A 15,828-nucleotide genomic window follows, 5' to 3' on the forward strand; every position below is an offset into this window, starting at 1 on the left:
TGCGGTGGACGCCTGTGTCCGGCGGGGACAGCGGGACGTCTCGGACGAGGGCCCACACTAACGGCTGGGCAACACAGCGGCCCGCCGCCTGTGGATAACCCACCTGCGACGGGCCGTTCTTACCTGCCGGTATCGGTACGAGGGGTGCGCGCCGTGCGGTCAGACGGCGGCCTTCTTCAGCCTTCGGCGCTCGCGCTCGGACAGACCGCCCCAGATGCCGAACCGCTCGTCGTTGGCGAGCGCGTACTCCAGGCACTCGGAGCGGACCTCACAGGCGAGACAGACCTTCTTGGCCTCGCGGGTGGAGCCGCCCTTCTCGGGGAAGAAGGACTCGGGGTCGGTCTGGGCGCACAGCGCGCGCTCCTGCCAGCCGAGTTCCTCGTCCGCGTCGTCGACCAGCAGTTGCTGCACCAGCTCGGTCATGTGCGCCCCTCGTCTGTCTTTCGCGTCCCCGTGATGCTGCCGTTACCGATTTCGGCTGAACGACACGAGTGAAATTACAAGTGTGCCGATCCGGGCCAGTCAAGCCGAGATCTGCTATTGGGCCCCTTATTCACTCTGCGGAACCAAGGCTATGCGGAAAGTGTTCAAATCGGCATAAACCCCGACAGCCTCAAAGGGCCCGCACGGACTTCCGACCCGCTACTGGGAAGGACGCCCAGAAGTTCGATCTCGTTCCGACGCGGACTCCGAAGCGAACCGGATCACATTTGGATCACGGGATCGCATCGAGGTTTGCGCGCCCGGTTGTGCGCCATGTGTCCGGGGTGGCCCCAGAGCAAACCTTTCGCCACACAGATGAACCGGATGAGGTGAAACATCTCTCACATAGCGGACATGAAGTTGACAGCCGAGGTGTGAACCGATGTCCTTATGGGCATGCTCGCGAACTTGGCACTCACCTCGACCCGCACCGCCGGGTCCCACGGTGCTGCCCGCGCTCGCTGTAGCTGTTGTTGCTGTCCCAGCTGTTGAGCCGTACCGCGCTCCGGCTGCCTCGCCGCCACTGAGGCGAATCCCCGCCCCGCTTCCGGGGCGATCGCCCGTACCAGGGCACCCTCCCCGTCCGTGATCCGGACGGAAACGGCCCCGCGACACCCCAGCTCTCCGCCGAGGAACCACCGCACCCATGAACAGCGACAGCGACCTCCAGATCGCCGGCGACATCCTCGAAGTACCGCACCTGCTCCAGCCGCCGCGCGAGCACCCCGCCACCGTGTCCGAGTTCGTCGGCCTGGCCCGCTCCATCGCCGCCGACCGCTCACAGTGGGAGCACCTCGTCCAGTACGACGCGACCTCCCGCTGGTACCACCGGCTGCGCACCGGACCCGGCTACGAGGTGTGGCTGCTGTCCTGGGTGCCCGGACAGGGCAGCGGACTCCACGACCACGGGCGCTCCTCCGGCGTACTCACCGTCCTGGAGGGCGCATTGACCGAGCGCACGGAGCGCGACACCCGCGCGTTGGGGGCAGGATCCCAGCGGGTGTTCGCGCCGGGGTACATCCACGAGGTCGTGAACGACTCCCTGGAACCGGCCGTGAGCCTGCACGTTTACTACCCGGGTCTTACCGAGATGCCGATGCATTCGGCCCAGTGCGCCCCGGCCGTCGTCACGGCCTGAGGGCGCCCGCGGTCTCGTAACCGCCTCACGCGTTGTCGTACCCGCCTGCCAGACTGAACCCCATGCGCATTGTGGTTCTGGCAGGCGGTATCGGTGGTGCCCGGTTCCTGCGTGGTCTCCAGCGGGCCGTGCCGGACGCGGACATCACGGTCATCGGCAACACCGGCGACGACATCCATCTCTTCGGCCTGAAGGTCTGCCCGGACCTCGACACGGTGATGTACACGCTCGGCGGCGGCATCAACGAGGAACAGGGCTGGGGCCGGACCGACGAGACCTTCCACCTCAAGGAGGAACTCGCGGCCTACGGGGTCGGGCCCGAGTGGTTCGGGCTCGGCGACCGCGACTTCGCGACGCACATCGTGCGGACGCAGATGCTGAGCGCGGGCTATCCGCTCAGCGCGGTCACGGAAGCCCTGTGCGACCGCTGGAAACCGGGCGTCCGGCTCATCCCCATGTCCGACGACCGCGTGGAGACCCATGTCGCCGTCGAGATCGACGGCCAGCGCAAGGTGATCCACTTCCAGGAGTACTGGGTGCGGCTGCGCGCCTCCGTGCCGGCCGAGGCCGTGGTGCCGGTCGGCGCCGAGCAGGCCAAGCCCGCACCGGGTGTCCTGGAAGCCATCGCGGAGGCGGACGTCATCCTCTTCCCGCCGTCCAACCCGGTCGTGTCCCTCGGCACGATCCTCGCCGTGCCCGGCATCCGGGAGGCCATCGCCGACGCGGGCGTGCCCGTGGTGGGCCTCTCCCCCATCGTCGGCGACGCGCCCGTGCGGGGCATGGCCGACAAGGTGCTGGCGGCGGTCGGTGTCGAGTCCACGGCCACCGCGGTCGCCGAGCACTACGGCTCGGGGCTCCTCGACGGCTGGCTCGTCGACACGGTGGACGCGTCCGCCGTGGAGCGGGTCGAGGCGGCCGGGATCCGGTGCCGGGCCGTGCCGCTGATGATGTCCGACCTGGACACCGCGGCACAGATGGCGCGTGAGGCGCTGACGCTGGCGGAGGAGGTGCGGACGTCTTGAGCGGAGAGCTCTCCCCCGGTTACCGGGTCTGGGCGCTGCCCGGGCTCCCCGAGGTCCGACAGGGTGACGACCTCGGCAAGTTGATCGCCGTCGCCGAGCCCGCGCTGGTCGACGGGGACGTTCTCCTCGTCACCTCGAAGATCGTGTCCAAGGCCGAGGGGCGCCTGGTCGAGGCCGCCGACCGGGAGGCCGCCATCGACGCCGAGACCGTACGGGTCGTGGCGCGCCGCGGGACCCTGCGGGTCGTCGAGAACCGGCAGGGGCTCGTGATGGCCGCCGCCGGGGTCGACGCCTCCAACACCCCCGCCGGGACCGTCCTGTTGCTGCCCGAGGACCCCGACGCGTCCGCGCGGGCCATCCGGGACGGGCTGCGCGACACCCTCGGGGTCGACGTCGGCGTCGTGATCACCGACACCTTTGGACGGCCCTGGCGCACCGGGCTCACCGATGTCGCCATCGGCGCCGCGGGCGTACGGGTGCTGGACGATCTGCGCGGCGGCACCGACGCGCACGGCAATCCGCTGAGCGCCACCGTCGTCGCCACCGCCGACGAGCTCGCCGCCGCCGGTGACCTGGTCAAGGGCAAGGCCTCCGGGCTGCCCGTCGCCGTCGTGCGCGGGCTGCCCCATGTAGTGGCCGAGGACGACGGGGAGGGGACGCGGGCGATGGTGCGGGGCGCGCGCGACGACATGTTCCGACTCGGCACCTCGGAGGCCGTACGGGAGGCCGTGACCCAGCGGCGTACCGTACGGGCGTTCACCGACGAGCCGGTGGATCCGGCCGCCGTGCGGCGGGCCGTGGCCGCGGCGGTCACCGCTCCCGCGCCGCATCACACCACTCCCTGGCGGTTCGTGCTCCTGGAGTCCGAGGAGTCGCGTACGCGGCTCCTCGACGCCATGCGGGACGCGTGGATCGCGGATCTGCGGCGGGACGGGAAGAGCGAGGAGTCGATCGCCAAGCGGGTGCGGCGCGGTGATGTGCTGCGCAACGCTCCGCACCTCGTGGTGCCGTGTCTCGTCATGGACGGGTCGCACACGTACGGCGATCCGCGGCGGGACGGGGCCGAGCGGGAGATGTTCGTGGTCGCCGTCGGCGCGGGGGTGCAGAACTTCCTCGTCGCGCTGGCCGGGGAGCGGCTCGGGTCCGCGTGGGTGTCGTCGACGATGTTCTGCCGGGATGTCGTACGGGACGTGCTGGAGCTGCCGCAGGGGTGGGATCCGATGGGGGCCGTGGCGGTCGGACATGCGGCGGAGGAGCCGCGGGCTCGGCCCGAGCGGGATGCCGGGGCGTTTGTCGAGGTGCGGTGAGAGTGGCTGCCGAGGTGTGGTGACGGCCCTTGTCGAGGAGCGCGGAGAGTCTTCGGCCAGGTGTGGTGAGAGTGGTGTGCCTCGCGAGTGGTGTGCGTCGCAAGTGGTGTGCATCGCGAGTGGTGTGTGTCGCGAGTGGTGTGTGTCGAGGGTCGGGTGTTCGGAGAGGGTGAGCGCCTACTCTCGTAGGGCACCCCGAGTTTCCTAGGACCCTTTTCGTGGCTGGACGTTTCGCTCCTCGGCCGACGCGTACGACTGTGCGCGGCGGGCATGTCGCCGTGCCCGCGGACGCCTCCGGCGGGGTGCCTCGGCAGGCGGTCGCACCTGGGCGTACCCGCACCTGGACGCCGCCCTGGCCGGTCGATCTCGGGCTCGTGCTCGGGCCGCTGCGCCGTGGGCCCGGCGATCCGACCTTCCGTGCCACGCCGGACGGGGCCGTGTGGCGGACCAGTCGGACGCCCGCCGGGGCCGGGACGCTGCGGGTCTCGGCGCGGGGCGGGGTGGTGCGGGGTGAGGCGTGGGGGCCGGGGAGCGAATGGCTGCTCGAACAGCTCCCCGAGATGCTCGGCTCGGCCGACGATCCCGATGCCTTCGAGCCTCGTCATCGGCTGGTCGCCATCGCGCGGCATCGGCGGCCGGGGTTGCGGCTGACGCGTACCGGGCTGGTGCTGGAGTCGCTGATTCCGTCCGTTCTGGAGCAGAAGGTCACGACGGACGAGGCGTATCGGGCGTGGCGGTTGCTCGTACGGAAGTTCGGGGAGCCTGCGCCGGGGCCCGCGCCGGAGCGGATGTCCGTCATGCCGGCGCCGCGGACGTGGGCGCTGATTCCCTCCTGGGAGTGGCATCGGGCCGGGGTCGACAACAAGCGGGCGTCGACGATTCTGCGGGCCGTTCGGGTGGCGGGGCGGCTTGAGGAGGCGGTGGGGATGGAGCCGGGGGCTGCGCAGGCTCGGTTGGAGTTGGTGTCCGGGATCGGGCCGTGGACCTCGGCGGAGACCGTGCAGCGGAGTCATGGGGCGGCGGATTCGGTGACCGTGGGGGATCTTCATCTGCCGGGGATCGTGGGGTATGCGCTGGCGGGGGATCGGGATGCGGACGACTCCGTGATGCTTTCGCTGTTGGAGCCGTATGCCGGGCAGCGGCATCGGGCGGCTCGGTTGATTCTGTTGTCGGGGCGGACGCCTGCGCGGCGGGTTCCGCGGATGCCGCGGGGGGATATCGGGCGGCTGTAGTCGCCCCCGGGTGCGGGCCGGGAGTCTCTCGCCCCCGCCGCCCCTACCCGTCCCATCCCCCAGGGGCTCCGCCCCTTCGCCCCCGCCAGGGGCGCTGCGCCCCCTGGACCCCCGCATCGGCCTGAACGGCCTCGTCCTCAAACGCCGGACGGGCTGAAGACGCGGCCTGGCTAGGGTGGGTGGGGTGGAGGGGGGTGGGATACACCCCCGGGGCTCGTCCTCAAACGCCGGACAGGCTGGAAGCGCGGGCCGGGGTGGGTGGGGCGACGGGATCCGGGCTCGCTCTTGAACGCCGGGCGAGCCGAGGTTTTTTGGGGGCGCGGGGAACTGCGCGACCGGCCCCCACGCACCCGCAGCCGAACAAATCCCGGCGGGGTGGGTGGGATACGGCCCCGGACTCGCGACGCCGGGCGGACCGAGGCTTTCAGGGGCGCGGGGAACTGCGCGACCAGCCCCCGCCCACCCGCACTTCGATCTCTACCGGCTGCCGGCTGCCGGCTGCCAGCTCTACTGGTCCGACGAGAAGCGGAGCGCCCCCGCTGGGATCTTGGCCTCACACCAGACTCTTACGCCCTCGCGGAGTTCGTTGTCGGGGCCGACCACCGCGCCGTCGCCGATGACCGCCCCGGAGAGGATGGTGCGTTCGCCGATGTGGGCGCGGGCGCCGATGAGGGAGTCGGTGATGACGGCGCCGGGTTCGACGACCGCGCCGGACAGGATCGCGCTGCCGGTGATGCGGGCTCCCTCGCCGATGTACGCGCCGTCGCCGACGACCGTGCCGCCGGTCAGCTTGGCGTCGGGGGCGACCCTGGCCGTGGGCAGGACGAGGCGGTCCCCGCAGCGGCCCGGGACGGCCGGGGAGGGCGCGCGGCCCAGGACGAGGTCCGCGGAGCCTCGTACGAAGGCCTGGGGGGTGCCCAGGTCGAGCCAGTAGGTGGAGTCCACCATGCCCTGGAGGTGGGCGCCGGTGGCCAGGAGGTCGGGGAAGGTCTCGCGTTCCACCGAGACCGGGCGGCCGACCGGGATCGTGTCGATGACCGAGCGGCGGAAGACGTACGCCCCGGCGTTGATCTGGTCGGTGACGATTTCCTCGGGGGTCTGGGGCTTCTCCAGGAAGGCCGTCACACGGCCCGTCGCGTCCGTGGGGACCAGGCCGAACGCCCGGGGGTCCTCGACACGGGTGAGGTGGAGGGAGACGTCCGCGCCGGTCGTCTCGTGGGTCGCCACCAGGGCCCGGATGTCCAGGCCCGTCAGGATGTCGCCGTTGAAGATCAGGACCGGCTCGTCGGGGCCGGAGTGCAGGCGCGCGGCCACGTTGCGGATGGCGCCGCCCGTGCCGAGGGGCTCCTCCTCGGTGACGTACTCGATGTGGAGGCCCAGCGCGGAACCGTCGCCGAAGTACGGCTCGAAGACCTCGGCCAGGTAGGAGGTCGCCAGGACGATGTGCTCGACGCCCGCCGCTCTCGCCCGCGCCAGCTGGTGCGTGAGGAACGGGACCCCGGCCGCGGGAACCATCGGTTTGGGGGTGTTCACCGTGAGCGGGCGCAGTCGGGTGCCTTTGCCCCCGACCAGGAGGATCGCTTCTGTCACCTGTCGTCTCTGCTTCCTGCCGGGACCGGCCGAAGGGTGGTTCGGCCGGCCAGTGTATGCAGTCCGTAGTAAGAGGCCTTCGACGGCAGTGGGGTGTCCTCGATGGCTCCGCGCAGACCTCAGCGGCCCTGGTAGCGGGCCGCGGCCGTTCTGGCCGAGCCGAGTTTGCCGTACAGAAGGCTCCCCGGGCACTCCGTGGCGAACCCGTCCCGATGGCCGGAGATCACGTTCAGTCGTACGTTCTTACCTTTTCGGTAGAGATTGCCACCGCCGGACTTCAGGTATGTCTTGCCGCGCGGATCGGCTCCGGAGAGACCGAGCTTCCATGCCGTGAGCCGCGCGATGGCGGTCACCGCGGCGGCGGCCGGCTTGGTCTTGCCGTAGCTGCCGAGGACCGCGATCCCCATGGTGTCGTCGTTGAAACCGAGGGTGTGGGCACCCATGACGGGCTTCGCCACGCCCCCGGCGCGGCCTTCGTAGATGTTTCCGCACTTGTCTACGAGGAAGTTGTAGCCGATGTCGCGCCAGCCACTGCTCACCACGTGGTAGCGGTAGATACTGCGGATGAGCGAAGGGGCTTGGGAGCAAAGGTAGTTGTTGCCCGAGGCCGTGTGGTGCACGAAGGCGGCCTTCACCTTTTTGGTGTACACGAAGCCGCCCTCGCGCAGGTTCTCGTCCGCGCCCCAGCCGCGCCGGGTGACGATGCGTGGGCGCTCACCGATGTACGGCTCCACGAGCGGGGCGCCGCTGCGGAGGGCCGGGAGCTCGCGCTCGGTCTCGGCCCTGGACAGTGCCGGGATCTCGGTCGCGCCGAACGGGGCGAGATCGGCGTTGGTGGCGAAGGTGGCATACGTCTCGGCGCTCTCCGCGCCCGCGCTCCCGACGCCCGTCGGCGCGCCCCGGGGCGCGGGTTCCGCGCCGGGGTCGACGAGTTCGAGGTGCATGCCTCTGGGAAGCGGCGACTCGCCGGGCGCCGTGGCTCGTTCGTCCACCTGTGCCTGGACGCGGACCTCGACCCCGTCCGAGTCGCCCACCCACAGCGGAGCCGTGGAGCCGCGCACCCGGCCCGAGCCGCCCTCGGCGGTGTCCGGGTCGGCCGCGTGCTCGTGGTTGTGGGTCTCGATGTCCTGCCAGCCGGACCAGCGGTTGCCTCCGGTGGCGCGGGTACGGACCTGGACGCGGCCGCGCAGTTCGGTGTCGGGGTCGTCCCAGACGACACCGACCAGCGAGAACGACCGAACGCTCCGTCTGCCGAGGCCCTGTTCGGGCGCGGCGGGTCCGAGCGAGCGGTCGCCGGAGAGCGGGACCAGGGGGAGGGACTGGGTGCTGCCCGTCACGGCAGGCTCGGTCCTCGACGCCTGGGGTCCGGCCTGTGCCGGAGTGGACAGGGCCAGCGGAAGGGTGAGTGCGGCCGCGCAGGTGACGCCGACCGAGGAAGCAAGGATTCCATGATGCATGCCCCCGATCGTGGACATAGTCATACATATCTGTCCATTGCGGATTTGACGTACCGTCGGGTCACGCTCCGCCGAACCGGTGGCTCGGGTGCCGCGTCCCGCCGGACACCCCCGCGTACGCTTGCGCGCGTGAACGCCACCGACCGCACCCCTGCCGACCTGCTACGATCCGCGCTCGCCGCGGACCCCGCGCGCCCCCTGGTGACCTTCTACGACGACGCCACGGGCGAACGTGTCGAATTGTCCGTCGCGACCTTCGCCAATTGGGTGGCCAAGACCGCCAACCTCCTCCAGGGCGAGTTGTCCGCCGAGCCCGGCGACCGGGTCGCGCTATTGCTGCCCGCGCACTGGCAGACGGCGGTGTGGCTGCTCGCGTGTTCCTCGGTGGGGGTCGTCGCGGATGTCGGGGGCGCCCCCGGTGCCGCCGACCTCGTCGTCGCGGGGCCCGACGCGCTCGAGGCCGGGCTCGCCTGCTCCGGCGAGCGCGTCGCCCTCTCGCTCGCGCCGCTGGGGCGCCGCTTTTCGACGCCGCCCGCCGGGTACGCCGACTACGCGGTCGAGGTGCCGAGCCAGGGCGACCGCTTCCAGCCGTACGCACCGGTGGACCCGGAGGAGGCCGCGCTGATCGTCGCCGGGGCCGAGCACACGGGGGCCGAGGTCGTCGAGCGGGCCCGGGCGGAGGCGGCCTCGCTGGATCTGACGGGGCCCGGGTCGCGGATCCTGTCCGCGCTGCCGTACGACACCTGGGAGGGGCTGAGCGCGGGGTTGTACGCACCGCTCGCCTCCGGGGGGTCCGTGGTGCTCTGTCGTCATCTGGAGCAACTGGGCGAGAACGCGTTGGCCAAGCGGATCGAGAGCGAGCGGGTGACCTCGACGGTTCGGTAGTCGCCGGCCGCCGTCCGGGCCGGCCCGTGGGGGCCGGTCGCCTGTCGGGGCGGCCCCGTGGGTGCCGGTCGTGCCCGGCGCCCCGCCGCGGATCCGTACCGGCCGGGGCCCCGCGCACCTGACGGGTCCCGTCACCCGTTCGGCCCCTTATCTGCCGCCCTCGCCGGTCCTCCGAGCCATGGTCGTAGGAGCACCGCACGCTCGCACGCCATGAGGGGTGGACTCCGACGTGACCGACAGGACAGGGCCGGGAGCGGGGGCTTCGCCCACCGGTGCCGGGCTCGTACGACGGCGACGGCGACGCTGGGTGCAGTACTCGGCGCTCGGTGTCGCGGTCGTGGTCCTCGGTGCCGTCGGCGTCGGCGTGGCCGCGTACGAGAAGCTGAGCCGGAACATCACGGCCGACGAGGAAGCCGCGGCCGAGCTCGCCCGCTACGAGAAGGAGCGGCCCACCGCGCTGGTGCGCGACGCGCAGAACATCCTGCTGATCGGTTCGGACTCGCGGTCGGGGGACGGGAACGGGGAGTACGGCAGGGACTCCGGGACCGAGCGCTCCGACACCACGATCCTGCTGCACCTGTCCGCGAACCGGCGCAGCGCCACCGCCGTCTCCCTGCCCCGCGACCTGATGGTGGACGTGCCGAGCTGCCGGCGTCCGGACGGCACCCGCACCCGGCCCATGTTCGCGATGTTCAACTCCGCCTTCGAGGCGGGCGGTTCGGCGTGCACGATCCGAACCGTCGAGAAGCTCACGAACATCCGTGTCGACCACCACGTGGTCGTCGACTTCCACGGGTTCAAGGACATGGTCGACGCCGTGCACGGCGTAGAGGTGTGCCTGAAGGAGCCCATCGACGACAAGGCGGCCAAGCTGAAGCTGCCCGCCGGCAAGGTCGTGCTCGACGGCGCACAGGCCCTCGGCTACGTCCGCGCCCGCAAGAGCATCGGCGACGGCAGCGACACCGACCGGATGGAACGCCAGCAGCGGTTCCTCGGCGCGCTCGTCAACAAGGTGCAGAGCACCGACGTCCTGCTCAATCCGGCACGGCTCTATCCCGTGCTCGACGCGGCCACTTCGTCGCTCACCACGGACCCGGATCTGGCGAGCCTGCGCGGGTTGTACGACCTGGTCCGCGGCATGCGCAATATCCCCACGGAACGTGTCCAATTCCTGACGGTGCCGCGAACGTCGTACATCTACAACGCCAATCGCGACCAGCTCGTGAAACCCGCGGCCGACAAACTCTTCGCCCTGCTGCGCGCGGACGCTTCGGTGGCGGTCGCGAAGGACCTTCCGACGGACCCGCCGAGCGGCCTTCCGACGGACCCGTCGAGCGGCGTTCCGACGAGTCTTCCGACGGACCATCCGGCGGATTCCCCTGCGAAACGCAAGAACTCGTACGAGGGTGGTGGCGAAGGTACGTACGACTCGGCATTCGACTACGAAGAGGAGTCGCACGGCAACGGGAAGTCGAGGGGAAAACGGCCCACCACTCCCACACCCGCGCCGACTTTCCGCGGGAACACGGCGGCCGAGGACGCCTGCGGGTAAAGCGTGCGCCAAGGCGGGAACTGCCGAGCTGAGAAGTCTCTGAGAAATAGGGCGGATTGCCCAGTTGTAGGAAGGTGGAATTTGTCACCACCGTCGCTTGACCCTGAACCGGCCGGATAGTGTGAGCGATCCGGTGCACCCGGCCACGAGGTCCGTCCTGGGGGTCGCGCACCGCTGACCGAGACCCGAGCGCTCTTTGAGGGGGAAGAGCGCCGCGTGGCCCCGACGGAGGATTCAGACAACCGTGGACGCGCAAGGCCGTGGGCGGGCGGACAACATCGACCCCGCAGACCAGTGGGTACTCAACCCGAACACCGGCGAATACGAACTGCGACTGACCCCTTCCGCTCCGCAGTCGGGAGTCCCGAGACCGCGGCGGGGCAGCCCCGCGAACGCGGGACCGGGACCGGGAGCGGGGACACGCGCGCGCCGGGCGCCGGAACGAGAGAGTCCGGCGACGCCCGGCCCCGACGTGCCCGGGCCGCGCCGGCGCCGTGGCGCGCCGGCCGAACCACCGCCGGGGCGCCGCAAGGGGCGGACGAAGCCGAAGAAGTCGAAGGCGAAGAAGATACTGCTGTGGACCGGCGGCACGATGGCCTTCGTGCTGGTCGCCGTCTCGGCCGCGGGGTATCTCTACCTCAAGCACCTTGAGGGCAACGTCAGCACGACGGACGTCGGCAGCGCGGGCAAGAAGGGCTTCAGCAAGGACGAGGCCTTCAACATCCTGATCATCGGCACCGACAAGCGCACCGGCAAGGGCAACGAGGGCTACGGCGACAAGGGCAGCGTCGGGCACGCCGACACCAACATCCTGCTGCACGTCTCCAAGGACCGTACGAACGCGACCGCGTTGAGCATTCCGCGTGACCTGATCGTCGACGTGCCGGACTGTCCGACGAAGCAACCGGACGGCACCGAGAAGGTCATTCCGGGCACCCAGAACGTCCGCTTCAACACGAGCCTCGGCCAGGACGGCCGGGACCCGGGTTGCACGATGCGTACCGTCAAAGCGGTCACCGGCATCTCGGTCGACCACTTCATGATGGCCGACTTCAACGCGGTCAAGACTCTGACCACCGCGGTGCAGGGCGTGGAGGTCTGCCTCGCGAAGGACGTCAACGACCCCGACTCGCACCTCAAGCTCTCCGCCGGCAAACACACGATCCAGGGCGAGCAGGCACTGGCCTTCGTCCGCACCCGGCACAGCTTCGGCAACCAGGGCGACCTCGACCGCATCAAGGTGCAGCAACAGTTCTTGAGTTCCCTGATGCGCAAGATGAGCTCCAGCGACACGCTGACCAGCCCCACCAAGCTGATCAGCCTGGCAGAGGCCGCCACCAAGGCACTCACGGTGGACACGGGCATAGGAAACGTCAGCACCCTCAAGGACGTGGCCCTGGAGCTCAAGAAGGTGCCGCCGAAGAACATCAGCTTCTTGACCGTGCCAGTGCGCGACAACCCGGCCGACGGTGTGGTCCACAAGACGGTCATCGTCGATCCGACGACGAGCCAGCAGGTCTTCGACGCGATCAGCAACGACGTCTCCTTCACCGCCGTGAAGCAGAAGGAGAAGAAGGAGAAGGCCGAGGTCGCCGCCCGCCTCAAGGGCACCCGTTCCGCCGCCGCCGACATCCGCGTCGACATCTACAACGGCGGCGCCCCGGGCGGCAGCGCACAGGAGACTCTTAACTGGCTGCAGAATACTGAGGGCGTGCCCAAGTCCAGCCAGCTCGGTAACGCCGACGCAACACTGAGCAAGACAACCCTGGAGTACTCTCCCGACCAGGCCGATCAGGCGCGCAAGCTGGCGGACCTCATGGGGCTGTCCGCCTCGGCGTTGAAGCCTGGCAAGAGCGAGAAGAACTCACAGGGTCTGCCCGCGCTCGTGCTGACCCTGGGCAAGGACTTCAAGGGTGCCGGGGTGTCGTTGACCACTCCGACCAAGGCGCCCGAGGTCAACAAGTCCACGGCGGACAAGACAGTGTGCGCCAGTTGATGACCTAACGGGTCTGTCAGACGTCTAACAGGACGCGGGGGCGTCCGGGCCGGACGCAAGGGGTGTCCGGCCAGACGTACGCGTCCGATCGGGCGCGGGACGGACCCGTTTGTCAGGCGCAGGGTGGGGAGGGGCAGGGAGATGGCGCGAAGCGGTGTGCGTGGGGAGGGGGCTCGACCACGTGTCCGGCAGGCCGACGATCTGGGCTGGGACGACAGCCTGTACGACGAGAACGGCGATCCCACCGACGGAGGCGGAGCTTCCGGCGGCAGAGGTGGCGGTGCCACCAGTGAAGACAGTGGCTCCACCAGTAGAGACACCGGGCGCGACGGGCGTCCGGTCGACAAGGGCGGCGACGACGCGTCGGCCGAACCGCATGGGCAGGGCCGGCACGGCGGGGGCGGCGGGCGTCGGCGCGGGGGCGGCGACGGCGGGCACCCGCGGCGCAGACGCCGCGTACTGCGCTGGTCGGCGTCGGTCCTGGCGGTTCTGATACTTGGCACCGCGGGCGCCGGTTACCTCTACTACCAGCACCTGAACGACAACATCAAGAAGGACGACCTGAACCTCGGCGACGAGAAGGACCGGGCGGCCAAGAGCAAGGCGAACGCGGCCGGGCAGACCCCCCTGAACATCCTTCTGATCGGCTCGGACGCCCGGGACACCAAGGAGAACCAGGCTCTCGGCGGCGCCAAGGACACCTTCGGCGGTACCCCGCTCGCGGACGTCCAGATGCTGCTGCACCTCTCCGCCGACCGCAGCAACATGTCGGTGATCAGCATGCCGCGCGACACCCTGCTGAAGATGCCCAAGTGCACGGACCCGGACACCAAGAAGGTCTACCCGGCGACCGTCGGACTGGTGATGACCAACACCTCGCTCGGGCGCGGCGGCCCGGGTTGCACGGTGGCCACCTGGGAGAAGCTCACCAATATCCACATCGACCACTTCATGAAGATCGACTTCTCGGGTGTGGTGTCGATGGCGGACGCGATCGGCGGCGTCCCGGTCTGCGTGGACGCGAACGTCTACTCCAAGGACAGGCAAGGACACGGCTCCGGGCTGAAACTCAAGAAGGGCACGACCCCCGTCAAGGGCACGCAGGCCCTGGCGTGGCTGCGGACGCGGTACGGCTTCGAGGACAACACGGACATCGGCCGGACCAAGGCCCAGCACCAGTACATGAACTCGATGGTCCGCCAGCTGCGCGAGAACGCCACGATCAGCAACCCCGGCAAGCTGCGCAGCCTCGCGGAGACGGCCACCAAGGCACTGACCGTCGACAAGGGCCTGGGCAGCGTGCTGAAGCTCTACGACCTCGGCAACGAGCTGAAGAAGGTCGAGCCGAAGCGCATCACGATGACCACGATGCCCTGGCAGTGGGCCGTGTCGGACAGCAACCGCGTGGAGCCCAAGCCGGTCGAGGCCGAGCAGCTGTTCCGTCTCGTCCGTGAGGACATCGCGCTCGACGGCAAGGACAAGAAGAAGACGGCGACCGCAGTGAAGGCCTCCACGGACCCGGCCGCCGCGGACGACCAGATCGGGGTGACCGTGCAGAACGGCACCCGCACGGCCACGCTGGGCCCGGTCGGCGGACGCGCGCGCACGGTGTCCCAGCTGCTCGTCGGCAAGGGCTTCACCAAGGCCGAGGCGGACACCTCGGCGGCGACCGTCGAGGAGACGACGGTGATCCGCTACCCGAGCGCCGACCTGCAGGGCGACGCCCAGGCGGTCGCCAAGGCGCTGGGGGTCCCGCTGAGCGCGGTGAAGAAGTCGACGGACGTCTCGGGCGTCACGCTCGTGGTCGGCGCCGACTGGCGCGAGGGCACGGCGTACAAGGCCAAGGCGCAGGACAACACGACGCCGGAGTCCGCGGACGTGCTCAACGGCGCCAAGGCCGACGCCTGTATGCACGTCAACAAGGACTACACCTGGTCGTAGGCGGTTGATGGAAAAGCAGTTGGGCCCTCTCGACCTCGAGAGGGCCCAACTGTCAATGGATGGGGCTCAGTTGGCGGGTTCCGTGGAGCCGAGCACCGCCGGGCGGCGGGAGGCGATGACCTTCTTCGCCAGTGCCTTCGGGCTGGTGAGGAAGCCGAAGCCCCACGACATGTGCATGGTCGCGAGGGCGACGGGGATCTGCAGGCGGGCCTTCAGGGGCAGCCCCTTGCCCGCGGGCAGCGAGCCCCCGGCTATCGCCGCGAGATAGCCGCCGGGGATCAGGAAGCCCCAGGGCGTCAGCGCCACGCCCACCACGACGCCCGCCGCGATCGCGCACACGGCGGTCGGCGGGGCGAGATAGCGCAGGTTGATGGAGCCCTCGTGATAGCGGGCGACGACATGGCGCCAACGCCCGTAGTCCTTGTACTGCTTGGCGAGCGCCTTGATCGAGGGCCGGGGCCGGTACGACACCTTCAGCTCGGGCGAGAACCAGATGAGGCCGCCCGCCTCCCGGATCCGGAAGTTCAGCTCCCAGTCCTGGGCGCGGATGAACTCCTCGTTGTAGCCGCCCTGACGCTCCAGGGCCTCGCGCCGGAAGACACCGAGGTACACGGTCTCGGCGGGAGCGGCCTCGCCACCCGTGTGGAAGGCGGCGTTCCCGACCCCGATCTTCGAGGTCATCGCGGCGGCGACCGCGTGCTCCCAGTCGTTCTCGCCCTCGGCGTGCATGATGCCGCCGACGTTCTGCGCGCCGGTCTCCTCCAGGAGGCGTACGGCCGTCGCGATGTAGTTCGGCGAAAGCATGCCGTGCCCGTCGACGCGCACGACGACGGGATGCCGGGACGCCTTGATCGCCGCGTTCAGCGCGGCCGGGGTGCGACCGGTCGGGTTCGGGACGGTGTGGACGCGCGGGTCTTCGCGTACGAGCTCGGCGGCGATCTCCTCCGTACGGTCCGAGGACGGACCGATGGCGATCACCACCTCCATCTCGCCGTCGTACTCCTGCGCCAGGATCGCTTGGACGGCCCCGCGCAGATGCCGCTCCTCGTCGAGGACGGGCATGATCACAGAAACGGCGGGGGGCCGCACGTCAGACTTCTCGCTCATCGGACGTCACGTTACCGCGAATGGGGGACACGGGCGCGCGCCGCCCGGTCCGCGGGCCGGGCAGCAGATCGTATGGGCCTACGGTGCTCACGGATCCCCACGTTCACCCCCGCGGAGG

Annotated in this window: 12 protein-coding genes; 8 read left to right on the forward strand and 4 right to left on the reverse strand. The window is 70.1% G+C overall.

The genetic code is table 11. The annotated features are described in order from the left end of the window. Window positions 1–159 precede the first annotated feature (159 nt). Window positions 160–423, reverse strand: a complete 264-nt coding sequence (locus tag ACFZDJ_RS39940) for a WhiB family transcriptional regulator (RefSeq protein WP_003975777.1) — start codon at window positions 421–423, stop codon at window positions 160–162. A 706-nt stretch (window positions 424–1,129) separates the two neighbouring features. Between ACFZDJ_RS39940 and ACFZDJ_RS39945 the strand changes: the two genes are divergently transcribed. The 4 genes from ACFZDJ_RS39945 to ACFZDJ_RS39960 all read left to right on the forward strand — a co-directional run bounded on the left by ACFZDJ_RS39945 (window position 1,130) and on the right by ACFZDJ_RS39960 (window position 5,182). Then, window positions 1,130–1,621: a cysteine dioxygenase family protein gene (locus ACFZDJ_RS39945; RefSeq protein ID WP_054229209.1), complete on the forward strand. Its 492-nt coding sequence runs from the start codon at window positions 1,130–1,132 to the stop codon at window positions 1,619–1,621. 62 nt (window positions 1,622–1,683) lie between these two features. Next, entirely contained in the window at window positions 1,684–2,643 is a 960-nt protein-coding gene (gene cofD, locus ACFZDJ_RS39950; RefSeq protein WP_391066515.1) for a 2-phospho-L-lactate transferase, read from the forward strand. Beyond that, the gene (locus ACFZDJ_RS39955; RefSeq protein ID WP_391066518.1) at window positions 2,640–3,950 is read left to right on the forward strand and encodes a coenzyme F420-0:L-glutamate ligase; all 1,311 of its coding nucleotides are present in this window, start codon (window positions 2,640–2,642) and stop codon (window positions 3,948–3,950) included. The genes cofD and ACFZDJ_RS39955 overlap by 4 nt, the downstream gene beginning before the upstream one ends. Window positions 3,951–4,168: 218 nt before the next feature. After that, entirely contained in the window at window positions 4,169–5,182 is a 1,014-nt protein-coding gene (locus ACFZDJ_RS39960; protein ID WP_391066520.1) for a DNA-3-methyladenine glycosylase family protein, read from the forward strand. A gap of 507 nt (window positions 5,183–5,689) precedes the next feature. Here the strand turns inward: ACFZDJ_RS39960 and ACFZDJ_RS39965 are convergent. Both ACFZDJ_RS39965 and ACFZDJ_RS39970 read right to left on the reverse strand, forming a co-directional pair. Further along, window positions 5,690–6,772, reverse strand: a complete 1,083-nt coding sequence (locus ACFZDJ_RS39965) for an NDP-sugar synthase (protein ID WP_168509007.1) — start codon at window positions 6,770–6,772, stop codon at window positions 5,690–5,692. A 119-nt stretch (window positions 6,773–6,891) separates the two neighbouring features. After that, window positions 6,892–8,247 carry an N-acetylmuramoyl-L-alanine amidase gene (locus tag ACFZDJ_RS39970; protein ID WP_391066855.1) on the reverse strand — a complete coding sequence of 452 codons (1,356 nt, stop codon included), beginning with the start codon at window positions 8,245–8,247 and terminating at the stop codon, window positions 6,892–6,894. A 111-nt stretch (window positions 8,248–8,358) separates the two neighbouring features. Between ACFZDJ_RS39970 and ACFZDJ_RS39975 the strand changes: the two genes are divergently transcribed. From ACFZDJ_RS39975 to ACFZDJ_RS39990, 4 genes are all read left to right on the forward strand, one after another. Continuing rightward, window positions 8,359–9,114, forward strand: coding sequence for a TIGR03089 family protein (locus ACFZDJ_RS39975; protein ID WP_168509008.1), 756 nt, complete (start codon window positions 8,359–8,361; stop codon window positions 9,112–9,114). A 229-nt stretch (window positions 9,115–9,343) separates the two neighbouring features. Next, window positions 9,344–10,666: an LCP family protein gene (locus ACFZDJ_RS39980; protein ID WP_390930038.1), complete on the forward strand. Its 1,323-nt coding sequence runs from the start codon at window positions 9,344–9,346 to the stop codon at window positions 10,664–10,666. 244 nt (window positions 10,667–10,910) lie between these two features. Further along, window positions 10,911–12,662 (forward strand): LCP family protein, encoded by a 1,752-nt coding sequence (locus tag ACFZDJ_RS39985; RefSeq protein ID WP_391066524.1) that lies wholly within the window; start codon window positions 10,911–10,913, stop codon window positions 12,660–12,662. 141 nt (window positions 12,663–12,803) lie between these two features. Beyond that, window positions 12,804–14,603 (forward strand): LCP family protein, encoded by a 1,800-nt coding sequence (locus tag ACFZDJ_RS39990; protein ID WP_390930042.1) that lies wholly within the window; start codon window positions 12,804–12,806, stop codon window positions 14,601–14,603. 66 nt (window positions 14,604–14,669) lie between these two features. On the opposite strand, the gene ACFZDJ_RS39995 is transcribed toward ACFZDJ_RS39990, so the two are convergent. Next, the gene (locus ACFZDJ_RS39995) at window positions 14,670–15,710 is read right to left on the reverse strand and encodes a glycosyltransferase (protein ID WP_390930043.1); all 1,041 of its coding nucleotides are present in this window, start codon (window positions 15,708–15,710) and stop codon (window positions 14,670–14,672) included. Window positions 15,711–15,828: the final 118 nt, after the last annotated feature.

The organism is Streptomyces sp. NPDC007896, from assembly GCF_042959425.1.
Classification (GTDB): domain Bacteria; phylum Actinomycetota; class Actinomycetes; order Streptomycetales; family Streptomycetaceae; genus Streptomyces.